The sequence below is a fragment of the Prevotella falsenii DSM 22864 = JCM 15124 genome (assembly GCF_000613945.1).
Classification (GTDB): domain Bacteria; phylum Bacteroidota; class Bacteroidia; order Bacteroidales; family Bacteroidaceae; genus Prevotella; species Prevotella falsenii.
In genome coordinates this window covers 47,440-71,659 of record NZ_BAJY01000008.1, presented here as the reverse complement: position 1 = coordinate 71,659, position 24,220 = coordinate 47,440, and the positions used below count along the sequence as shown (strand labels likewise).

The 24,220-nt window shown below is 43.3% G+C and carries 15 protein-coding genes, 5 tRNA genes and 1 pseudogene; 4 read left to right on the top strand and 17 right to left on the bottom strand.

Features of this window, described 5'->3' with window-relative positions; translation table 11 throughout:
* Positions 1-2: 2 nt before the first annotated feature.
* From rpoB to JCM15124_RS13285, 17 genes are all read right to left on the bottom strand, one after another.
* Positions 3-3,812, bottom strand: coding sequence for a DNA-directed RNA polymerase subunit beta (gene rpoB, locus JCM15124_RS04770; RefSeq protein WP_024998509.1), 3,810 nt, complete (start codon positions 3,810-3,812; stop codon positions 3-5).
* Positions 3,813-3,974: 162 nt separating this feature from the next.
* Positions 3,975-4,355, bottom strand: coding sequence for a 50S ribosomal protein L7/L12 (gene rplL, locus JCM15124_RS04765; protein WP_024998508.1), 381 nt, complete (start codon positions 4,353-4,355; stop codon positions 3,975-3,977).
* 59 nt (positions 4,356-4,414) lie between these two features.
* On the bottom strand, positions 4,415-4,933 hold the full coding sequence (rplJ, locus tag JCM15124_RS04760) for a 50S ribosomal protein L10 (RefSeq protein ID WP_014709521.1): 519 nt from the start codon (positions 4,931-4,933) through the stop codon (positions 4,415-4,417).
* 18 nt (positions 4,934-4,951) lie between these two features.
* Complete coding sequence (gene rplA / locus JCM15124_RS04755; RefSeq protein WP_024998507.1) at positions 4,952-5,644, bottom strand: 50S ribosomal protein L1; 693 nt, start codon at positions 5,642-5,644, stop codon at positions 4,952-4,954.
* Positions 5,645-5,665: 21 nt separating this feature from the next.
* Positions 5,666-6,106: a 50S ribosomal protein L11 gene (gene rplK, locus JCM15124_RS04750; protein WP_024998506.1), complete on the bottom strand. Its 441-nt coding sequence runs from the start codon at positions 6,104-6,106 to the stop codon at positions 5,666-5,668.
* 54 nt (positions 6,107-6,160) lie between these two features.
* The gene (gene nusG / locus JCM15124_RS04745; protein ID WP_024998505.1) at positions 6,161-6,706 is read right to left on the bottom strand and encodes a transcription termination/antitermination protein NusG; all 546 of its coding nucleotides are present in this window, start codon (positions 6,704-6,706) and stop codon (positions 6,161-6,163) included.
* A 14-nt stretch (positions 6,707-6,720) separates the two neighbouring features.
* Positions 6,721-6,924, bottom strand: a complete 204-nt coding sequence (gene secE, locus JCM15124_RS14985; RefSeq protein WP_373277525.1) for a preprotein translocase subunit SecE — start codon at positions 6,922-6,924, stop codon at positions 6,721-6,723.
* A 15-nt stretch (positions 6,925-6,939) separates the two neighbouring features.
* Positions 6,940-7,012 (bottom strand) — tRNA-Trp (locus tag JCM15124_RS04740).
* A 48-nt stretch (positions 7,013-7,060) separates the two neighbouring features.
* Positions 7,061-8,251 (bottom strand): elongation factor Tu, encoded by a 1,191-nt coding sequence (tuf, locus tag JCM15124_RS04735; RefSeq protein ID WP_024998504.1) that lies wholly within the window; start codon positions 8,249-8,251, stop codon positions 7,061-7,063.
* 72 nt (positions 8,252-8,323) lie between these two features.
* Positions 8,324-8,395 (bottom strand) — tRNA-Thr (locus JCM15124_RS04730).
* Between the two features lie 7 nt (positions 8,396-8,402).
* Positions 8,403-8,475, bottom strand: a tRNA-Gly gene (locus JCM15124_RS04725).
* Positions 8,476-8,543: 68 nt separating this feature from the next.
* Positions 8,544-8,625: transfer RNA gene (locus JCM15124_RS04720), tRNA-Tyr, on the bottom strand.
* Between the two features lie 19 nt (positions 8,626-8,644).
* Positions 8,645-8,718: transfer RNA gene (locus JCM15124_RS04715), tRNA-Thr, on the bottom strand.
* 102 nt (positions 8,719-8,820) lie between these two features.
* On the bottom strand, positions 8,821-9,117 hold the full coding sequence (gene hpf, locus JCM15124_RS04710; protein ID WP_014709515.1) for a ribosome hibernation-promoting factor, HPF/YfiA family: 297 nt from the start codon (positions 9,115-9,117) through the stop codon (positions 8,821-8,823).
* Between the two features lie 26 nt (positions 9,118-9,143).
* Positions 9,144-10,025 (bottom strand): tyrosine recombinase XerC, encoded by an 882-nt coding sequence (gene xerC / locus JCM15124_RS04705; RefSeq protein ID WP_024998503.1) that lies wholly within the window; start codon positions 10,023-10,025, stop codon positions 9,144-9,146.
* Positions 10,026-10,099: 74 nt separating this feature from the next.
* Positions 10,100-10,291: a 30S ribosomal protein S21 gene (gene rpsU / locus JCM15124_RS04700; protein ID WP_014709513.1), complete on the bottom strand. Its 192-nt coding sequence runs from the start codon at positions 10,289-10,291 to the stop codon at positions 10,100-10,102.
* Positions 10,292-10,475: 184 nt separating this feature from the next.
* The gene (locus tag JCM15124_RS13285) at positions 10,476-11,609 is read right to left on the bottom strand and encodes a serine hydrolase domain-containing protein (protein ID WP_232220085.1); all 1,134 of its coding nucleotides are present in this window, start codon (positions 11,607-11,609) and stop codon (positions 10,476-10,478) included.
* Between the two features lie 824 nt (positions 11,610-12,433).
* Here JCM15124_RS13285 and JCM15124_RS04680 point away from each other — a divergent pair.
* The 4 genes and pseudogenes from JCM15124_RS04680 (at position 12,434) to JCM15124_RS04665 (ending at position 24,218) form a co-directional block, all read left to right on the top strand.
* Complete coding sequence (locus JCM15124_RS04680) at positions 12,434-14,227, top strand: aminopeptidase family protein P (RefSeq protein ID WP_024998500.1); 1,794 nt, start codon at positions 12,434-12,436, stop codon at positions 14,225-14,227.
* Positions 14,228-14,266: 39 nt separating this feature from the next.
* A pseudogene (locus JCM15124_RS13280) lies at positions 14,267-17,463 on the top strand (S41 family peptidase).
* A gap of 301 nt (positions 17,464-17,764) precedes the next feature.
* Positions 17,765-20,872, top strand: coding sequence for a T9SS-dependent choice-of-anchor J family protein (locus JCM15124_RS04670; protein ID WP_024998499.1), 3,108 nt, complete (start codon positions 17,765-17,767; stop codon positions 20,870-20,872).
* A gap of 49 nt (positions 20,873-20,921) precedes the next feature.
* The gene (locus JCM15124_RS04665; protein ID WP_024998498.1) at positions 20,922-24,218 is read left to right on the top strand and encodes a CARDB domain-containing protein; all 3,297 of its coding nucleotides are present in this window, start codon (positions 20,922-20,924) and stop codon (positions 24,216-24,218) included.
* The last annotated feature ends 2 nt before the right edge of the window (positions 24,219-24,220 follow it).

The window sequence follows — 24,220 nt, the reverse complement described above, 5'->3', positions numbered from 1 at the left end:
AATTAATCAAGTTTGATGCTTAATCCAAGACCGCGAAGCTCGTGAAGCAACACGTTCAACGACTCCGGAATGCCGGGTGTTGGCATTGGTTCGCCCTTTACAATAGACTCGTATGCCTTAGAACGACCTACGACATCGTCAGACTTAATTGTCAAAATCTCTTGGAGTACGTGCGAAGCACCGAATGCCTCGATAGCCCAAACTTCCATTTCTCCAAATCGTTGTCCACCAAATTGTGCCTTACCACCAAGTGGTTGCTGCGTAATTAGTGAATATGGGCCGATGCTACGTGCATGCATCTTGTCTTCAACCATGTGTCCTAACTTCAAGAAGTAGGTAATACCCACTGTTGCAGGCTGGTCGAAACGTTCTCCGGTCTCACCATCATAGATATAAGTAGAGCACATTGGAGGCAAACCGGCCTTATCGGTCCATTCTTTCAAGTCCTCAAGTTTAGCACCATCAAAAATCGGAGTAGCAAACTTAACGCCCAAGTTGCGACCTGCTGCACCAAGGATAGCTTCGAAAATCTGTCCAAGGTTCATACGAGAAGGCACACCCATAGGGTTTAATACCAAATCGACAGGGCGACCATCTTCGAGGAATGGCATATCTTCTGCACGTACAACCTTTGATACAATGCCCTTGTTACCGTGGCGACCGGCAAGTTTATCACCTACTTGAATCTTACGCTTCTTCGCAATGTAAACCTTCGCCATCTGGAGAACACCTGAAGGTAGTTCGTCTCCAATGGTAATAGCAAACTTCTTACGCTTAAGTTCAGCGTCCATCTGCTTGTACTTACGAATGAAGTTCATAATAAGTTTCTGAATCAAGAGGTTTGTATGCTCATCGTCGGTCCAGCCGTTTGATTGTATACCTTCGTAGTCAAGGTTCTTCAAAGCAGCCATAGTGAATTTTGTTCCCTTGGTAATAATCTCTGCATTTGAATAATCCTTAATACCTTGCGATACTTTATCTTCTGTCAATTCGAGGAGCTTATCAATCAACAAGTCCTTCAAATCATTGATTTTCGCCTCTTGTTCTTCGTCAAGACGTATCAAGGTAACTTTATCATGACGCTTACTTTCGCGTGTCTTGATGGCACGGGCAAACAATCTCTTGTCAATAACAACACCACTCAAAGATGGGTTGGCCTTCAAAGAAGAATCTTTAACATCACCAGCCTTGTCGCCGAAGATGGCACGGAGCAACTTCTCTTCCGGCGATGGGTCGCTTTCCCCCTTTGGAGAAATCTTACCAATCATTATGTCTCCGGGCTCTACACGCGCTCCGATGCGGATAATACCGTTTTCATCAAGATCCTTTGTTGCTTCTTCGCTAACATTTGGAATATCGGCTGTAAACTCTTCAACACCACGCTTTGTTTCACGAACTTCGAGAGAATACTCGTCTACATGCACGGATGTTAGTACGTCTTCGCGAACCATTCGCTCTGAAATAACAACAGCATCTTCGTAGTTGTAACCCTTCCAAGGCATATAAGCCACAAGGAGGTTGCGCCCAAGTGCCAATTCACCGTTTTCGGTTGCATATCCCTCAGTTAGTATATCGCCTTTCTTAACACGCTGTCCCTTATTACAAATAGGACGAAGGTCTACCACCATGTTTTGGTTGGTACGACGGAACTTGGAAATGCGATACTCCTTTAACGCAGGCTCGAAACTTACAAACTCTTCATCGTCTGTACGATCGTAGAGGATACGAATTGTAGTTGCGTCTACATATTCGATAACACCATCGCCTTCAGCAGTTACCATCGTACGAGAATCTTCGCACACTTGCTTTTCCAATCCTGTTCCTACAATAGGAGCATCGTTGTGAAGCAATGGCACAGCTTGACGCATCATATTACAACCCATCAGCGCACGGTGTCCGTCATCATGTTCCAAGAATGGAATTAAGCCGGCAGAAACGGAAGCAATCTGTTGTGGAGCAACGTCCATCAAAGCAACTTGACTTGGTTCTACTACCGGATAATCAGCATCTTGACGGCACTTTACGTAGTCGCGAATAAATGTACCATCGGGATTCAATGGTGCATTACCTTGTCCTACCGGGAGGTCTTCTTCCTCTTCAGCAGTCATATAAACAACATGTTCGTTGTCTAAGTCTACCTTTGACTCTGTAACCTTTCTATAAGGAGTAACTATAAAGCCAAGGTCGTTAATCTTTGCATAGAGACACAATGAAGAAATCAAACCAATATTTGGACCTTCAGGAGACTCAATGGGGCACAAGCGTCCATAGTGCGTGTAGTGGACGTCGCGGACTTCAAAGCCTGCACGTTCACGAGAAAGACCACCGGGACCTAATGCTGAAAGACGACGCTTGTGTGTAACTTCTGCCAATGGATTGGTTTGATCCATAAACTGGCTCAATGGATTGGTACCAAAGAATGAGTTGATGACACTTGAAATGGTTTTTGCGTTTATCAAATCAGTTGGTTGAAACACTTCATTGTCGCGAACATTCATACGCTCACGGATAGTTCGACTCATACGAGCCAAACCGATTGAGAACTGATTTGCTAATTGTTCTCCAACGGTACGAACACGACGGTTGGACAAGTGGTCAATATCATCAACGGTTGCATTCGAGTTTACAAGGTTGATCAAATACTTGATAATCTCGATAATATCATCTTTCGTTAAGACACGAACGTCCATATCGGTGTCAAGTCCTAACTTTCTATTGATTCTGTATCGACCTACTTCACCGAGGTCGTAGCGTTTATCAGAGAAGAACAGGTTTTGGAAAACTTCTCTTGCGCTCGCATCGTCAGCAGCATCAGCATTACGCAACTGACGATAAATATAGTTTACTGCCTCTATTTCAGAGTGGCTGGGATCTTTTGCAAGCGTATTAAAGATGATAGAATATTTGTTTGCTACATCTTCATTCTTATGCAAAAGCACAGAAGAAACGCCGCTTTCAAGAATAACATCAAAATTATCTTCAGTGATTTCTGTTTCACGTTCTACAACAACTTCATTACGCTCAATAGATACAACTTCACCGGTATCTTCATCAACGAAATCCTCATTCCAGCTCTTCATAACATTACCGGCCAACTTGCGTCCCAAGGCAGCTTTCATGTTTTTCTTGTTTACCTTAACTTCTTCACAAAGGTCGAAAATCTGAAGAATATCCTTATCGCTTTCAAAACCTATTGCGCGAAGCATCGTTGTTACAGGCAACTTTTTCTTACGATCAATGTAAGCATACATTACATTATTAATGTCCGTTGCAAACTCAATCCAAGAGCCCTTGAACGGAATAATACGAGCACTGTAAAGCACTGTACCATTTGCATGAACACCTTGTCCAAAGAAAACACCCGGAGAACGGTGCAACTGAGATACAACCACACGTTCCGCACCATTGATAACAAATGTACCATTACTTGTCATATAAGGAATTGTACCAAGAAACACATCTTGAATAAATGTTCCAAAATCCTCATGGTCCGGGTCGGTACAATAAAGCTTCATCTTAGCCTTCAAAGGTACACTATATGTCAAGCCACGCTCCAAGCATTCTGAAATAGAATAACGAGGTGGATCGATATAATAATCCAAGAACTCAAGAACGAAATTATTGCGTGTATCGGTGATAGGGAAATTCTCTACGAAGACCTTATACAGACCGTCATTCTTGCGTTCCTCAGGCGGAGTATCAAGCTGTAAGAAGTCACGGAACGACTTCAACTGTAAATCCAGGAAGTCCGGATATGGATACGGACTTTGCACACTGGCGAAGTTTACTCTGGGTTTATTCTCTGTTGCCATAAAATATTTTTAATAATGTTCGTGGCTAAGATACCACAAATACAAAAGAAAAGTGTCGAAAGACACAAAAAGGTTAGGACTCACCTACTTGGTAAATCCTAACCATATTCTATAAAATGTGATCTTATGCTATTATAAAGCATCAACCACTTTAGAAGAGTCTTACTTCAACTCTACCTTAGCACCTTCAGCTTCGATGAGCTTCTTCAAGTTTTCAGCCTCGTCTTTAGCTACACCTTCCTTAATAGTAGAAGGAGCACCATCAACAAGATCCTTAGCGTCCTTCAAGCCAAGACCACAAGCTTCCTTAACAGCTTTAACTACCTTAAGCTTGTTTGCACCAGCTTCAGTGAGAACTACATCAAACTCTGTCTTCTCTTCAGCTGCAGCAGCAGCTGCACCACCAGCAGCAGGACCGGCAACTGCTACAGCTGCAGCAGCAGGCTCAATTCCATACTCGTCCTTGAGGACAGTTGCTAACTCGTTTACTTCCTTAACAGTAAGATTTACTAATTCTTCTGCAATAGCTTTAATATCTGCCATTTTATTCTAAATATTTAATTTTGTTCTGTTATTAATGTAATTTTCGACTTTATTAAGTTTTATTCAGGACGCTCGCCTAAAGTCTTAAGCACACCATGAATAGTGTTTGCGCCAGATTGAAGAGCAGAAACCACGTTCTTTGTTGGAGACTGTAGCAATGCCACAACGTCAGCAATAAGTTCGTTCTTGCTCTTGAGAGCTACAAGTTCTTCGAGTTTGTCAGCACCAACAAACATAGACTCTTCAGCGTAAGCTGCTTTCAAAGCAGGAATACCTTCCTTCGTATATTCTTTGAGGAGCTTTGCAGGAACATTAGCTACCTGTGTGAACATAATAGCTGTATTGCCTTTCAAAGAACCATAGAGAGGTTCATAATCTAATTCTGAAGCCTCAAAAGCCTTGTGGAGAAGATTGTTTTTAACAACAACCATTTTAATCTCGCTTTTGAAGCACTTACGGCGGAGAGAACTTGTAGCCTCTGCATTCAGCCCTGTAACATCTACAAGGTAGAAATGAGGATATTCCTTAAGTTTCTCACCGAGTTCAGTGATAATCGTATCTTTAACTTCTTTCTTCATTTTACAAAACTTTTAGAGTTATTCAGCTGATTTAGGATCAATCTTGATACCCTTACTCATTGTGCTTGAAATAAAGATACTCTTGATATATGTACCTTTAGCAGCAGCAGGCTTCAATTTAACAACGGTAGAAATAAATTCCTTTGCGTTGCCAAAAATCTGTTCAGCAGACATACTGATTTTACCAATAGAGGTATGGATAATACCAGCCTTATCAACCTTGAAGTCAATTTTACCTGATTTCACATCCTTTACTGCCTTCGCAACATCCATAGTTACAGTACCACTCTTAGGGTTTGGCATCAATCCACGAGGACCGAGTACACGACCTAAAGGACCAACCTTACCCATGCAAGATGGCATAGTAATGATTACATCAATATCTGTCCATCCAGCGTTAATCTTTTGAATATATTCATCAAGACCAACGTAATCAGCTCCAGCTTCCTTAGCGGCAGCTTCCTGATCAGGAGTACAGAGACACAGCACACGTGTCTGTTTACCAGTTCCGTTTGGCAATGTTACCACGCCACGAACCATTTGGTTTGCCTTACGTGGGTCTACACCTAAACGAATATCAACATCAACAGATGCATCGAATTTTGTTGTGGTAATTTCCTTAACAAGTTTAGATGCCTCTGCTAAAGTGTATGCCTTCCCTAATTCAACCTTCTCAGCTACTGATTTCTGATTTTTTGTCAGTTTACTCATTTTTACTTTTGAAGTTTAATATTATTTACCAGGGAAGTCCCCTTTTACAGTGATTCCCATACTACGTGCAGTACCGGCGATAAGTTTCATTGCACTTTCAACTGTAAAGCAGTTGAGGTCTGACATCTTATCTTCTGCAATAGCCTTAACCTGTTCCCAAGTTACAGAAGCAACTTTTTTACGGTTTGGCTCGCCTGAACCGCCTTTTACCTTGGCAGCCTCGAGCAACTGTATAGCAGCAGGAGGTGTCTTGATAACAAAGCTGAAAGACTTATCGTTGTAGTATGTAATAACAACCGGAAGAACTTTTCCAGCCTTATCCTGGGTGCGGGCATTGAATTCCTTACAAAAACCCATGATATTAATACCCTTAGAACCCAATGCAGGACCTACGGGGGGAGAAGGATTCGCAGCGCCACCTTTAATCTGTAATTTGATTAATCCAGCAACTTCTTTAGCCATTTCTTTGTTAATATTTAAAATTGATTATATAAAAGAGGTGTGCTCGTAACAGCTTTATTCCTCTTTTGCTACTTGCATAAAACTTAGCTCCAACGGATTCTGCCTTCCGAAAATCATTACCATCACCTTCAGCTTGTGCTTCTCGGTATTCACCTCTTCGATGATACCATGGAAACCACTGAATGGACCATCGGTAACTTTCACAGACTCTCCAACTGTATAAGGAATATCTTGTACCTCTTCAAGTATAGAGTCCTCTACATTTCCAAGCAAACGGTTCACCTCTGCCTGACGAACAGGTGTAGGTTCTGCCATTCCGCCAAGGAAACCTAAAACATTAGGCATGAAACGGAGTGTTGATGCAATCTCCGAATTCATATTGGCTTGTACAAGCACATATCCCGGAAGACTTAACTTCTCGGTAACAACACGCTTGCCATTACGCAAAGATGCGTGACTTTCGGTAGGTAATAAAACCTCGAAAACACGCTCTGCCAACTTCGCATTCTGTCGTAATTCTGCATCGATGTATTCTTTCACCTTTGCTTCCTTACCACTGATGGCACGAAGTACATACCATTTCTTTTCTGTATCAGCCATTCTTTCCTAATACTTTAGCCCGGATAAACAAACTCCATCACATGCTGTGATATAAAATCAAAAGCAAACACAATAAGCGCAATGATTAGGGAAGCAGATAATACTACCATTGCACTGTGTGTAAGTTCGGCACGTGTAGGCCATGTCGTCTTATGCGCAAGTTCGTTATAACAATCCTTGCAGTATTCTAAGAATTTTATGAATATTCTCTTCAACATATTATCTTCTTTTAGCACGGGTTGAAGGACTCGAACCCTCGACACCTGGTTTTGGAGACCAGTGCTCTACCAACTGAGCTAAACCCGTAAGTAGATTCCCGCCATAACGGGAATCTATTTATTTGGTATATCGAAATTAATCTTCGTAAACCTCTGTAATCTGACCAGAACCTACTGTACGACCACCTTCACGGATAGCGAAACGTAGACCTGCGTTCAAAGCAACAGCGTAGATAAGTTCAACCTGAATTTCCACGTTATCACCCGGCATTACCATTTCAATTCCTTCCGGCAATGTGATTTCACCAGTACAGTCCATTGTACGGAGGTAGAACTGTGGACGATACTTGTTACCGAATGGAGTGTGACGACCACCTTCTTCTTTCTTCAAGATATATACAGTAGCCTTGAACTTCTTGTAAGGTTTAATCTGACCCGGGTGGCAAAGAACCATACCACGTTTGATTTCATTCTTATCGATACCACGGAGAAGCAAACCTACGTTATCACCAGCTTGTCCTTCATCAAGAAGTTTGCGGAACATTTCCACACCAGTAACAGTAGACTTCTTATCTTCACCAAGACCGAGCAATTCTACTTCATCACCTACATGGATAACACCTGTTTCGATACGACCGGTAGCAACAGTACCACGACCAGTGATTGAGAACACGTCTTCGATAGGCATCAAGAATGGCTTGTCTGTAGCACGAGGAGGCTCTTGTATCCATTCATCAACAGTGTCCATAAGCTCCATAACCTTGTCGGTCCACTTTTCAACACCGTTCAGAGCACCAAGTGCAGAACCACGGATAATAGGAGTATCTTCCTCATATTCGTATTGTGTAAGGATTTCGCCGAGCTCCATTTCTACGAGTTCGAGCATTTCCTCATCTTCAACCATATCACACTTGTTCAAGAATACAACCAAGCGAGGTACGTTTACCTGACGAGCGAGCAATACGTGCTCACGTGTCTGAGGCATAGGACCGTCTGTAGCTGCACAAACCAAGATTGCACCGTCCATCTGAGCAGCACCGGTAACCATGTTCTTTACATAGTCGGCGTGACCAGGACAGTCTACGTGTGCGTAGTGACGCTTTGCGGTTTCATACTCAATGTGTGAAGAGTTGATGGTAATACCACGTTCTTTTTCTTCCGGAGCGTTGTCAATCTGATCAAAAGACTTAGCTTCCTCGCCGCCAAAGCCCTTATCGTGCAGGGTTTTAGAAATGGCAGCTGTCAATGTAGTCTTACCGTGGTCTACGTGACCAATTGTACCAATGTTTACGTGCGGCTTGGTACGCTGAAATGTCTCTTTAGCCATAGCTTATTGTTTAATTTATAAATGAATAATCTTTGTTTTTCTTTCTTATTCTGTAATAAAAGAGAAAAGTAGAGCTGTAACTGAGAGTTGAACTCAGGACCTCTTCCTTACCAAGGAAGTGCTCTACCACTGAGCTATTACAGCAAGAGTGAGCGGAAAACGGGGCTCAAACCCGCGACCCCCAGCTTGGAAGGCTAGTGCTCTATCAACTGAGCTATTTCCGCATTTTTCCGTTTAGTCTCTGTTCTGAATTGAAAGTCGCCCAAAACGGCAAGTACCTCTCTACTTGTTGTGGGTAGTGATGGATTCGAACCACCGAAGCTAGAAGCAGCAGATTTACAGTCTGCCCCATTTGGCCACTCTGGAAACTACCCGAAATTCCCCTTATCGGAGAGCCTCTTGTCGGATTCGAACCAACGACCCCGAGATTACAAATCACGTGCTCTGGCCAACTGAGCTAAAGAGGCGAATTGCAGCCGCTTGGCTACTCGTGTTTACATTTAGTCGTAAAACGGCTGCAAAGATACTGCTTTATTTTTTATCCTCCAAGAAATCGAGGAGATTTTTTCTTATTTTCTTTGTTTTTCCTTTGCTTTGATGAGCTGAACCTTCATCGCGTCCAAGCATAAGTCTACTCCTTCTTCAAAGGTATCGCAGGTCTTTTCTGCAAACAGTTTGTTCCCGGGTATTGAGACCGTCAAACTTGTAGTCTTATTCATTGCCGCAGCAGGTTTCTCAACCTTTAATTGCACCTCAACTTTCTGAATGTCTTCGTAAGTTTTTTCAAGTTTTTCAACTTTCTTATTGATGAAAGCTTCTAATTTCTCGGTAGTGTCAAAGTGAATTGCTTGAATTTTAATGTCCATAATTACCTCCTTTTTTTTATTTAAGGTTATGCCCTTGGATGGGCTTCGTTGTATGCTTTTTTCAATTGCTCGAAAGTTACGTGTGTGTATATCTCTGTCGTTGCGATGTTCTCGTGTCCGAGCAGTTTCTTCACACTTCCCAATCCGGCTTTATTGTTAAGCATCGCTGTCGCAAACGTATGCCGTAGCACATGTGGCGATTTCTTCTTCAATGTCGAGACTTTCGCAAGGTTTGCTTTCACCATTGTCCTTACCTGACTTGTAGTTATACGCTCACCTTTTTCGGTTACGAACAGAGCCTCATTCTCTCCTACTTCCAAATCACGCTTCTGCAAATATGCTTTCAGCGTTGTTTCGAGTTCTTCACCGAAAGGGATAATACGCTGTTTGTTGCGCTTTCCCGTTACTTTTAGCTCGTGGGTTACGAAATTTACATCTTTCATATCCAACCCAACGAGTTCGGAAACCCTGACGCCTGTTGAATAGAACGTTATTATTATGGTACGCGCGAGTACATCTTTATATGTATCTGCCCACATCTTCGGGTCAATCAGGTTGTCCATTTCCTTTTCTTTCAGGAATTGTGGCAACACTTTCTTCCTTTTAGGCCCTTGAATGTTGTAAGTAGGGTCGATTTCAACGATTCCCCTTTTCAGTGCGTAGCGATAATAGGAACGCAGGGCACTCAGTCTCCGATTTACCGAAGCGGGAGCATTTCCCTTGTCCATCATTTGCTCTATCCAGTCTCGGATAATATCTGCATCGACATCTTTCCAAGACAAGCCGGCTTCCAACTTTCCGAAAAACAGTTCAAACTGTTCTAAGTCCGCTCTGTAATCGTCTATTGTTTTTTGCGAATAGTTTCGCTCCAAACGCAAGAACTTCAAAAAGTCTTCTATGCTCAACATCGTTGCAAATACTTAACTCTTGGCAACGAAGTTACGGAATTTTCTTTGAACTACCAAATTTTCACGCAAAATTTTTACTCCTCTGCGTCGCGAAGTCGCTGTACGTAAATGGCGCGTTCCATCTTCAAGCGTTTCTTAACAGAAGGTTTGTCAAACTGCTGACGAGAACGAAGTTCCTTTACAACGCCTGTTTTTTCAAACTTTCTCTTAAACTTCTTAAGTGCTCTTTCGATGTTCTCACCGTCCTTAACTGGTACAATAATCATGCTTGTTTGTTTTATTTATTAATTATGTGAAACATTTACCAAGCGGCATTACACCACTTTAGCGGGTGCAAAATTACGGCTTATTTTCCTATCTACCAAATAATTGGCTGCTTTTTCTGCGTTTTAGGCATTCTTGAAGTACTAAAACTTGGTTTCCGAGACCTTTCTCCCACCGTCTGACGACTTACCATTTAACACCTTTCTCTGCAAACCGGTCTACTACATCTCGCACAAGCACATCGTATTGGCACCGTTTGTTTTCGCCTAAACGGACGGCAACAACATTGTATTTGGGATAAACGAAGATGGTTTGACCGAAAAGTCCTATAGCACAAATGGCTTTACTCTTAGAGAAATTATACCAACCTAACGAATATTTGTCTTTGTCTTCTTTCATTGCAGGCACATACATCTGTGCTATCCAAGCAGAATCTACAATTTGCTTTCCGTTCCAATTGCCTTCATTCAGCACTAATCTGCCTATCTTTGCCAAATCGCGCACGTTGGTATTTATGCCTCCGTAGCTTTTCGCATTGCGGTGTTTCTTGCTGTCGAGCGTTACGGTTGCCTGCATTTCCATACCGAGCGGTTTCCAAAGTTTTTCGCTCAGATAGGCTGCATACTTCACGCCCGTTGCGCGTTCCAGCACATAGCTCAATATGGCAGTCGTCATACTGTTGTATTCGTATTTCGTTCCCGGCTCGTTTTTAAACTTCAACTTCTTTATCTGTTTAAAGGCATTGTGCCCGAAATACAACAATGCCATCGAGCGGAACGGGTTCGAATAGCTTTCCTTATACTTCAATCCTGCCTGCATGTTCAGCAGATGGCGTATCGTCAGCCGCTGAAAATGCTCATCAGCATTGAGCAGTTCCGGAACGTAATCGGTAACACAGTCGTCTATGCTCCGTATTTTCCCTTCCTTCACGGCAATGCCACACATCAGTGCGGTTATGGATTTGGACACGGAAAAGATATTCACATTGTCCCATTGCTTCAGCCAGCCCTTATAGTGTTCGTATTTTATCGTGTCATTCTGAATGATAATAAAGCTCGAAGCCCCACCGTCCAAGCAGGTATATTCGGCAAAGGTCTTGTTTTTCAAGGGCTTTCCATTATTATTGAAAGTGAATGTAGCCGTATCCAAGATTCGTTTGTCCAATGGTAACTCTGCAAAACGAAACACATTCTTGCGTCGTTGGCAATGGTATCGTGGGCAAACAGCCGGCCATCGCGAATACCGGGTGCGTGTTTCGTCAATGCACGCACTTCGCGAAAGACGATGCACGATGTCAGCATCGCCATCAATACAAAACAAACTGTAAACGTTAAATATCTCTTCATATACTTGTTTTTAGTTCATCACGTTACATCAATTCGAAAGCAAAGGTAGAAAAATAGGTTTTAACTACAAAAGCCGACAGCTCGTATTAACGTTCTCGTTTTGTTAATTATATATAAACAGAAGCCTTGTTTGTTAAAAAACAAGCGTGAAACAATGGCAAGAAGGCGGGTTTTACGAACGACAAAAATATTATTCGCAAATAAGCGCAACATTCGTGTGCAAGCGTAACCTTTTAACTGTTAAACCCTTGCACCCATTTATGGGATATTTGTGCAACGAAACACGCAGAAACTGCTCGTATAACGAACAATAAAGGTAACAAACAGAACCGAAACGGCGTTGCAAAAGCGTAGGTTTTGCAATGTAAAAGCGGCTGTTTTGCAATGCAAAAGCGTAGGTTTGACTTTGCAAAAGCGTAGGTTTTGGAAAACGGAAACGAATTTCTTGGAAAACAACAGCATTTTTATTGTTTCACAATTCTATTTCAACAATTCTGCTCAAGTTTTTGCATTAAACATTCATATACAATTTTTAAGACTTCAAGAAAGAAAATACGAGGTCTACGAAACCGAACAAAGCCAAATCAAAGGATAAAATACGTGATAACCAAAACTTTAGAGATTTATTCTTTTGCATTTCTGTTATTTTTCTTAACTTTGTAGCACGTGTCGGAAAACGGCACACAAAGCCTTTAAAGAATAAAAGTTTTATGGTACGTCGTGCGGACGAGGACTGCAAGAAAGCAACACTTGTCCGACACGATAACATTACGAAATCGGAACAAAAACAACAAAATTATGGAGAACAAAATACAGCAACGCTTGCAGAAACTGCGCAAGCTGATGAAGAAAAGAAAACTTTCGGCTTTCATTTTTCCAAGCACCGACCCACATCAAGGCGAATACATACCCGACCATTGGAAAGGTCGCGAGTGGATTTCGGGTTTCGACGGTTCGGCAGGAACGGCAGTAGTAACGCTGAAAAGTGCCGCCCTTTGGACAGACTCGCGCTATTTCATTGCTGCGGAAGAACAATTGAAAGGAACCGACTATGTGCTGATGAAGGAGCGTGTAGAGGGCACACCAACGATTTCGGAGTGGCTTTCGAACGAGTTTAAAGGCTGCGAAGACATCAATGTAGGCATCAACGGCTCGCTTTGCTCGAACATTTACGCTACCGAACTTATTTGGGACTTACGCGATAGGGGCGATTTCTATGTTCATACCGACTTCGACCCATTGGAAGAAATATGGAACGACCGCCCTTCCATACCGAAAAACAAGATAGAAATACAACCTTTGCAGTATGCCGGCGAAACGGTTGCATCGAAATTGGCACGCATTCGCAAGGCATTGGCAGAGCAGCAAGCTGACGGCATTTTGGTTTCGGCACTCGACGAAATAGCTTGGGTACTGAATTTGCGCGGCAGCGATGTGCACTGCAACCCTGTTTTCGTGTCGTATCTGCTCATCGAAGCAACGAAAGCAACGCTCTTTATCGACCACGACAAACTGACAACGGAAGTGCAAAGCTATCTCGAAAAAGAGCAGATAGGAACAAGAGACTACGACGAAATGCTGTTGGCATTGCCTGAATACGACGGCGAAGCACTGCTTGTAAATAGCGAAGAAATGAGCCACAAAGTGTACAACGCAATCAATTGCCGCCGTGCCGTAGCGGGAACATCGCCCATTCCCGAAATGAAAGCCGTGAAGAACGAAACCGAAATAGAAGGTTTCAAGCGTGCCATGATACGCGACGGCGTGGCAATGGTGAAATTCCTGAAGTGGCTGAAACCCGCTGTTGAAGCAGGCGGACAAACCGAAATATCGCTCGAAAAGAAACTAACGTCGCTCCGTGCCGAACAGGATTTGTTCAGAGGCATATCGTTCGACTCCATTGTGGGCTACGAAGCACATGGCGCAATCGTTCATTACGAAGCCACACCGCAGACCGATATTCCGGTAGAACCTCACGGGTTGGTGCTCATCGACAGCGGTGCGCAATATCAGGACGGCACAACCGACATTACACGCACCATTGCATTGGGCGACATAACCGACGAGCAACGCCACATTTACACCCTTGTGCTGAAAGGACACATACAGCTCGACCTCTGCAAATTCCCTGACGGAGCATGCGGTTCGCAAATAGATGCCTTTGCCCGACAAGCCATGTGGCGCGAGGGATACAACTTTATGCACGGAACGGGGCACGGTGTGGGCAGCTATCTGAACGTACACGAAGGTCCGCACCAAATTCGTATGGAGTGGCGACCTGCTCCGTTGCATGCCGGAATGACCGTTACCGACGAGCCGGGCATCTATCTTGCAGGCAAATTCGGGGTGCGCATAGAGAACACCTTATATATAAAGCCTTACAAGAAAACCGACTTTGGAACGTTCCTTCAGTTTGAATCGCTCACGCTTGCACCCATCGACACTGCGCCCATCGACTTCGATTTGCTTACCGCAGAGGAGGTAGAGTGGCTCAACCGCTACCACGCAAGGGTGTACGAAACGCTCTCGCCCCATCTGAGCGAAGAAGAAAGGGCATGGCTTGCCGAAAATACGGCAGCTGTAAAACTGTAAATCACAACCAAAATTATAATAACAAACAATATCAACGTAATGAAAAAACTTCTTACTGCGGCACTGTTGGGTCTTTCGCTCAACAGCTTTGCCGACAACGCTCCGTTGTGGTTGCGCTTTAGTGCCATTTCGCCCGACGGACAAACCATTGCTTTTTCGTATAAAGGCGACATCTTTTCGGTTCCTGTAAACGGTGGAACTGCAAAGCAACTGACCACCAATTCCGCCTACGACGCCTACCCGGTGTGGAGTCCTGACGGGCAGAAGATAGCCTTTGCATCTACACGCGAGGGCAGTATGGACGTCTACTTGATGGACAAGAATGGTGGCGTGCCCAAACGTCTGACCACCAACAGTGGCAGCGAAACGCCAATGGCGTTCACCGACAACAGCCACGTGCTGTTTACATCGACAGTTATGCCGACCGCAAAGTCTATCTTCTTTGCTTCAGGCACATTCCCACAGACCTACGAAGTGGGCATCGACGCAAGTCGCCCACGCCTTTATTCGCCAATGACGATGTGCGATGTCAGCGTAAGAAGCAATGGCGACATACTCTATCACGATGTAAAAGGCTACGAAGACAACTTCCGTAAACATCACCGTTCGCCCGTAACACGCGACATTTGGCTTTACAGCAAGGGTAACTACACGAAGCTGACAGACTTCAACGGCGAAGACCGCACACCCGTATGGGCAGGCAACGACAATGCTTACTACTACCTAAGCGAGGAAGACGGTACGTTCAACGTCTACAAGCGCAACATCGACGGCAGTGGCAAAAAGCAACTTACATTCCACAAGAAGAACCCTGTACGCTTCCTTACAGTGGCGAACAACGGCACTTTATGCTATGGCTACGATGGCGAAATCTACACGCTTAAAGAGGGCGAACAGCCAAAGAAGGTGAACATCAACGTTGTTACCGACCAAATAGACAAAGACCTTGTGCGCCAAATACGCACAACGGGGGCAACCGAAATAAAACTTTCGCCAAAGGGAAAGGAAATTGCATTCGTGCTGCACGGCGATGTTTACGTTACTTCGTTAGACTACCGTACAACCAAGCAAGTAACAAACACGGCAGAGCAAGAGCGCGACATCGACTTTGCACCTGACGGCAGAGGCATTGTCTACGGCTCGGAACGCAACGGAATTTGGCAGATTTACGAGACAAAGATTAAGAATAAAGATGAAAAGAACTTCACCTATGCAACGGAACTGGTGGAAGAACGCCTGACCGACACCGACCAAACGTCGCAGATGCCGCAATACAGCCCCGACGGAAAGAAGGTGGCTTTCTTTGAAAACCGTGCATCGCTGAAAGTTTTAGACCTCAAGTCGAAAGACGTTATAACAGCTACCGACGGCAAAGACCTTTATTCTTACAGCGACGGCGATATATGGTTCTCATGGAGTCCCGACAGTCGCTGGCTCTTAACCCCCTACATGGGCAATGCAGGTTGGAACAATCCGGACATCTCGCTCGTAGACGCTTCGGGCAAAAAAGCACCTTTCAACCTTACACAAAGCGGTTACAACGACAACGGTGCCAAATGGGTGTTGAAGGGAAAGGCTATGTTGTTCTTCAGCGACCGTGCGGGCTATCGCAGCCACGGAAGTTGGGGTGCAGAGTCTGATGCCTACTTAATGTTCTTCGACCTTGATGCTTACGACCGTTTCCGCATGTCGAAAGAAGAACGGGAAATGCTCAACGAAGCTGAAAAGGAAAAGAAAAAGGACGACAAAGAAACGAAAGACGACGAGAAGAAAAAGGAAAACATTAAGCCTTTACAATTCGATTTGGAAAACTGTCGCGACCGTATTGTACGCCTAACGGTAAATTCTTCTCGATTGGGCGATGCCGTTTTAAACCCTGAAGGCGATGTTCTGTACTATCAAGCAGCCTTTGAAGGAGGCTACGACCTTTGGAAACGCGACCTGAAAGAGGGTAAGACGCAAATCGTAATGAAAGAAGTGGGTGGCGGTTCGTTAGAAGCCGACAAAGACTTCAAGAACCTTTACCTTTGTGTTCGTAATGGCATTAAGAAGGTAGACCTTGCCAAACAGTCAAGCTCAAACATTAACTTTGAAGCTCGTTTCGACTACAAGCCTTACCAAGAACGCGAATACATCTTCAACCACGTATGGCAACAGGTGAAGGATAAGTTCTATGTAGAAGACATTCACGGCGTGGATTGGGAAGGCTATCGCAAGATTTACCAACGCTTCTTACCTTATATTAATAATGAATACGACTTCCGCGACATGCTTGGAGAGTTGCTCGGCGAGTTGAACGCATCGCATACGGGGGCACGCTACTATGGCGACAATCCTTCGCTATACACGGCAGCATTGGGTCTTTTCTTCGATAACGCTTACGATGGCGACGGTTTGAAAGTGGAAGAGGTGATTAAGCGCGGTCCGTTTGCCGTACGCAAGACAGGTGTAACAGCAGGTTGCATCATCGAAAAGATTGACGGAGAGCCTATCCTTAAAGGCAAAGACTACAACAATATGCTCGATGGCAAGATAGGAAAACGTGTCATTGTATCGGTTTACAACCCTGATAACAAAAAGCGTTTCGACGTTACCGTGAAGGCAATAAGCAAAGGACAGCAAGACGAATTGCTTTACAAGCGTTGGGTAGACCGCAACCGCGCTTTCGTTGATAGCATTTCCGGAGGGCGTATAGCTACGTTCACGTCAAGGCAATGAACAGTTCGAGCTTCCGTACCGTATACAGCGAGTTGTTAAGTGCCGAAAATCGTGTGAAAGACGCCGTAATCGTGGACGAACGCCACAACGGTGGTGGGTGGTTGCACGACGACCTTTGCACTCTTCTTAGCGGTAAAGAATATCAGAAATTCATACCGCACGGCAAGCACATCGGCAACGACCCATTCAACAAATGGAACAAACCGTCGTGCGTTCTGATTTGCGAAGACGATTACAGCAATGGTATGGGCTTCCCACAAATCTATAAATACCTTGGCATCGGTAAACTCATCGGTGCGCCAATCGCAGGTACAATGACTGCCGTTTGGTGGGAAACGCTCATCAATGGTATGATATTCGGTATTCCGCAAGTAGGTTGTCAGGATATGAGTGGCAGATTTGCAGAGAACTTACAGCTTAATCCCGACATCGAAGTATATAACACGCCGGCCGATTACATTAACGGTTACGACCGACAATTGGAAAGAGCGGTGCGCGAAATGATGAAAAATAAATAAGATAATCAACGGTAAAAGGTTTTGGAAACTTCTCCAAAACCTTTTATTATTTCATCTTATACGGAATATAAACCGTATAAACATGCCGAATTGTTAAAATTTAAGACATTTAGAACGGTTTGGCGGGAATAAAGCTCCTATTAGTTAATTATTGTATAACGAAAAGTCTGATAACGCCCTGTTTTGTTATTTAATGATAAAAAATACACTCTACGTTTTTAAAAACGCACTTGAATTTATAAAAAAGCCGTAACTTTACCCCAAACGCTATAAGCCAAAACCTACCTAAAAGCAGTTACATATGAAAAAAAAGTTACTTATTGTATTATCAATTCTATTTGGAATTAACAGCCTTTGTAGTGCACAACCTTTAAAAACAGGCATTCACGAAAACAGAGTACCTATATATAATGTGCCTGACGGAGAAGCAGAAATCTGTGGTTATCTGCGCTATGACATGAAATACCGCACCAATGGACTGACCGGTTTCAGAACAGATTTTCCCAACAAATACACTTTGATAAAAGATTATGGCACTATATTGGGGAAAACACCTGTCTTTACAGCAGGAACATACGTTGAGAATAAATATATTGCTTATGAAACCACATTGTATTCGAATGTGCTTATGCCCAAGGGAATAAGTATCATAGACCCGATAACAGGTGAATACGAAAGTAAAACTACCTTCCCGGAGAATACACCGATACTGATTTTGGACGAAATGACTTATGACCCGAAGACCCAAAAGATTTTCGGAATGCACTATGATACAGACAAATTTACCACTGACTTGTATGAAATCAATAATACAACCTTCGCATTGGCTAAGGTTGCAACTATCAACAAGCCTTTCTTCACACTTTCTGCAGACAACGGTTTCTTATATGCCGTAACATGTGAAAGAGATATTCAAAAATCCTTTCTCGTAAAAATAAATCAAAGTTCCATAGATGCAGGGAAACAAACTTGTACGGTAGAAACCATAAGTCCTGCAACAGGCACAGGCATCAACATTGGCAACTACAGTCAGTCGATGGAATTTGACAAGACCACACACCGTTTGTGGTGGGCGGCTCAGGCAGCTGACGGAAAATCATATTTGGTAGAATTAAATCCTGAAACAGGAACTTCAATGAGCCAAAAACTCATAGTAGATGAATTGCAATTGCTTTCAATGGCTATTTCGTACCAATATGTGGCAGACGAAGCACCGTCGTTTGTAAAGGGTCTTGCTATAAAAGCTGGAGAACAAGGAGCCAACAATGCCACCTTGTCTTGGACAACCCCAACTCTCAATTACCGTAATAAGAGTTTGACAACCATTGACGGAATAAAAATTTACCGCAATAATGAACTCGTCAAAACTTTAAATATGACAGGAAAAGGCGAGCAGATGACTTGGAAAGACACTGAACTTTCTGAAGGCTACTATATATATAAGGTGGTGCCTTACAATACGCACGGAGATGGCGTTTATAAAGAAGCAGCTGCTTTCGTTGGCGAAGACGTACCGGGTGCACCCGTAAATGTCAAACTTGTAGCAAACGGAACGGAAGGTACTATTACTTGGAACGAACCGACAACAGGTGCGCACGATGGGTATTTCGACAACTCAACCCTCACCTACGATGTAATGCGCTTGCCCGATAGCGTGAAGATTGTTACCGGAACTGCCGCACGTTCGGTGAAAGACAACGTGAAAAGCCATGCAGGTTACAGCTATGTTGTAACGGCTTGCAACAAGAAAGGTAAAGGACTTTCTGCCACTTCCAACATCGTTGCTTTTGGTTCGATAGAGACAATTCCGTTTATCTCGAGTCTTGGCGCAAAAGACGAGTTCGACAAATGGACCATCATCGACAACAACCAAGACGGTATGTCGTGGAGCTTCAACGAAACTTCTGCTTGCGCAATGTACGACCGCAGCGAAAAGAGTGCTGACGATTGGTTGGTTTCTCCACCTTTGGCATTCTCTAAAAACAAGAAATATCAGTTAAGATACACTTACTTTTCGGCAAACTGGATAGACCCGGCGACACACAAACCGGTAATGGAGAAGATGAAAGTATTCTATGGTACACAGCCAACACCAGAGAAGCTATCTACGTTGATTAAGGATTTGGAAGAGTTCCACACTTCTTCCGGAAACTATTACTACGGAAAAGACTTATTCACACCAAGCGAAACGGGAAATGGGCACATCGCTTTCCACGCTTGTTCAGAAGCACTTAAAGGGCAAATCTTCCTGAAAGATGTTTCTTTACGCGAGTATAGCGAGAAGGATCTTAGCATAAAAGAACTGAAAGGGTCGATTACAGCGAATTGCAACGTGGAACAATCTTTCATTGCTACCATAGGTAATGAAGGTTCGGCAACTGTAAATGATTATGTAGTGGAATTGTTCAACACCGATACGCAAGAAGTATTGGGAAGTGCAAAGGGAAGTTCCATCACTCCCGATGCTACAACTACAACTATGATATATTGGACTCCCAAGACTGAGGGCGAAGTGAACGTTTCAGCACGTGTCGTTCTTGCAGGCGATACTTATCCGGCAGACAATGCTCTGACGAAGCCTTTGAAAGTAAAAGTGGCTGCCGCTGATGCAGATATGTGGCTTACACTTAACACCGATGTCAGTTCCGGTTGGGTAATGCCGTTCTATTTACTTTCACCATACGCGCAAGCGCAATGCTTGTATCTTGAAAACGAAATACGAAAGAAGAATATTGACATAACTGCCATACAATTCAAATATAATGGGAAGAACAATTCTCCTTACACATTCCCAGCCAAGATTTCGATGAAAACAACAGAGCGCAATAATATGAAAGCTCCCGACTCGGGGTATCTTGGGTTCTTTGATACAACTGATTGGACAAAAGTGTACGAAGGAAACATTACGCTTGAAGGCACAGGAGAAAACAAGGAGTTGAAAATAGTATTCGATACACCGTTCAAGTATATGGGAGGAAATGTCATTTTCAAGTTCGAGGCTCTTCCGGGTGATAACGTTTTAACCGGTTCACAACACCCTGAATGGCATTTTGATATGCCTAAAGGCGATGCTCGTTCAGCAAAATATGACAATAAGACGGAAACTATTAATGAGAAAGAGATTTTTATTTCAGAGTATATTCCTTTCTTGATGTTAGAGTATAAGGACAACAACCCAGCCGGTATCCTCACGATAGGCAACAATTCGTTTAAGGTTATCCAAAAGAACAACATGCTGTATGCTTCTTCTGTATGCAATCGGATAGAAATAATGAACATTTCCGGGGCTACTATAATGTCAGCTAAGAATACAGACAAAATCAACATTGAAACCATTCCGGCCGGTATTTATTTATTGAAAGCCACCGAGAATGGAATTACTCACACGATAAAAATTCTTAAGAAATAGAGATAGAGAGATATTATCATACCATTTTAACTTAAAATTATTATTAAACATGAAACATTCTTATTTAGCAGGCCTTTTGTTCGCAAGTTTGGTGGCTACACCAACTTTGGGACAAACGACAATCAAAAGTTTCCCTAAATTGGGAGAGAAGCCTCTATTGCCTACTATGATGGCTCCACCCCCTCGTACACCTCAGGCGATTGATGACAAGGCAAAAGGAGTAACGATGTATGCGGGGCAATTAGTAGGCCAAAGCAAAAAACGTGGTTGGATTAGATTCCTTACATCTAAAGCCTCAGAGTTTGAAACTATAAAGAACTTCACACCGGAGAATGACCAATTTCAGGCTCATGGTCCTCTTTGTTCTGCATACGATGGAAAAGACTGTTATGTAATCTTCGGACACTCTTACACCTATGGCGTACAACCACTTTACTTTGCAAAGATGGACGTCGCAACAGGCGATACCACAACCATCTATACCTTTAACGAAGATGAAAAGGACAAATGGTATAATGGTTATGATATCTATGCGTTGAGCTATGATCCCGTTTCAAAGCAGATTTACGGTCTCGGTAAAGATTATGAAACCAAAAATATTGATGGAGAGGATAAAATAGTAAAAGCTTTCTCTACAATTTATACCCTCAATAAAGAAACCGGTGAATTCTCAAAAGTTAAGAGTTTAGAACAAGTTTATTATAATTTCTGCTTCGACTACGACGGTAACTGTTATATGATACGTCCGAAAGCAAAGAGTGCTGAAGACGTAACTATCGTTGGAACAGAAATCGTTAAGTTTGATACTAATCTCAATGAAGTCGCCGCTGCCGAATGTAAGAGCGAATGGGGCGAAGTCTATATCCAAAGATACTTTGGTACTATGAGTTTCGATTATACTACTGGAAATCTTTGGTGGATACCCGTTGGAGAGCATGGTGCAACAACAATCTATACGCTTAACACTGAAACCGGAGTCTACAAGAGCACATCATGGTTCAACGTTGGCAACTCTTTTGTAGGTCTTACCATTCCTTATATGACTGCAGATAGCCGCGTAGCACCTGCACAGGTATCTAATATTGATGCTCAAGCAGACATCAACGGTGCAATGGTCGATACCATTAAATGGGTAAACCCAACCAAGGCATGGAATAAGAGCGACCTGAAAGACCTCAAGGAAGTATTGGTGTATCGCAAAAAGCAGAATGTTGCAACAACCGAACTTACCCCAACAGCAACATTGCTCTCTGCTACTAATGCCGACCTCATTGCTACTGTAGATGCAACGAATATGATGGGCAAACCTATGAAATACGTAGACGAGCACCCATATTCCGGTATTAATACTTATTATGTTGTTGCTTCACTCGCTAACGGCGAGAAGGGTGTGCCCGATAGCGTGCGTTGTTTCATGGGTATAGATGTTCCCGGAATTGTTCAAGACATTCAAATAAAGAGAAAAGGCACCGGCATAGAGTTGTCTTGGAAGGCTCCCACAAAGGGCATAAACAATGGCTACATCAAAGAATCAGAACTTACTTATACTTTAACACGTATGCCCGACAAGGTGGTTGTAGCAAAAGATCTATCCGGAACAACATACGAAGACAACACTTTGGGCGAACAGCAAAAATACTCTTATAAGATTCAAGCAAAGAGCAATGCCGGCGAAGGTGGTATTGTAGAATCTGAAGGCATTATGGCAGGTAGTGCATTAGTAACTCCTATCGATTTGAAATTTGAGAGCCAAGACGATGCCAATCGTTGGTATTGCCCGAACGACCGTGTCATCTACTTCTATTACTGTGGAGGATATGACGAGGGCTCTAAGTGTTTGATAGGCTATAGCAATTACAGTGAAGCCGACGGATTTGTTACTTCACCTCCTCTCAAGCTCGAAGGTGGTAAGACTTATCGTATCACGACCGACTTCTACGGACACCAAAGAGAAGCTCCATTCGACTTAAAGTTAACAATGGGTACAAGCGGAGAAGACCTCTCAGGAGCACAAGTACTCAGAGAACTTAAGGATTACTCTTACGAGAATATGTACACTCGCGAGAAATTCGAAGATATGTTCACAGCACCAACTACAGGAACATACTACTTCGGTATGTCTGTTGCAACTCATAACCAATACAACTGTTTTAAACTCTTTGGTATCAATGTAGACTACGTTGCAGAAAATGACTTAAAAGCATTCTCTATTGACGGCATTCAGGAAGCAGTTGCCGACTATAACAATAAATGTACCGTTAAAGTACGCAATGTAGGTTCCAAGACTCAGAGCAAATATAGCGTTAAGGTATATTGCGACGACGAAGGCACCAAGACACTTGTTGGCGAAACAACAGAAGTTCCAACAATAGAAGCCGGTAAGGTAGCAGATATTCCTGTAACATTCAAACCAACCAAAGACGGTATGTTCGACTTCTTCGCTGTAGTAGACCTCGAGGGCGACCAAGACCACAAGAACGATACAACTGCCATTGCACATATCAAGGTTTATCCTGCCGGCACAACTCCATGGACCAATATCGTTACCAGTGGAAAGGACGAAAAAGAAGATACTCACGGTCCTTGTCTTAACAGCGATGCATATGAAAAGACGCAGTCTGTTTACCTTTCTACTGAAGTCAATGCAGAAAAGGGTGGTCAAATCAAGCGTCTGGGCTACATCTACAACTCAAACGATAACCTGACCGACAGAACCGACCCATTCAATGTGAAGATTTACCTTGGCCACACAGACAAGAAGAATTTCACAACTAACGATGAATGGTTGCCGGAAAACGAGCTAACTCTCGTTTACGATGGTACATTTACACTCCAACCGGGTCGCGACAACATCTTGGCGTTCGACCTCAACACTCCTTTCAAGTACGACAACACAAAGAACCTTGTTGTAGTATTCGACAAAGAAGGTGCCGTACCATCTGACATTCAGTTCTGTGCACTTTACAAAGTGTTCAACAGCAATTGGAATAACACCGCAAATAACTACCGTACATTGGAGTATTCAAACAAGTCTCCGTTTGATGCAACCAAGTCGCACGTTTACAGGTCAGCTCCAATTCTCTATCTTGGAATTGATGTTCCAAACAGTATCAACAACACATACGTAGCAGGCAAGACATTCTTCTACGATGCTAACAGCGGCATAATGACTTTCATGAAGGACATTCAGATTGCCAACTTCTACTCAGTAGATGGCAAACTCGTCAAGACTGTCAAAGTTTCAGGCAACGAAAAGACAAAACTCAACTTGCCTACAGGCCTTTACATCGTTCGCACTATCGACCGGAATGGTGCAGCTACCAGTGTAAAACTTAATGTAAAATAACA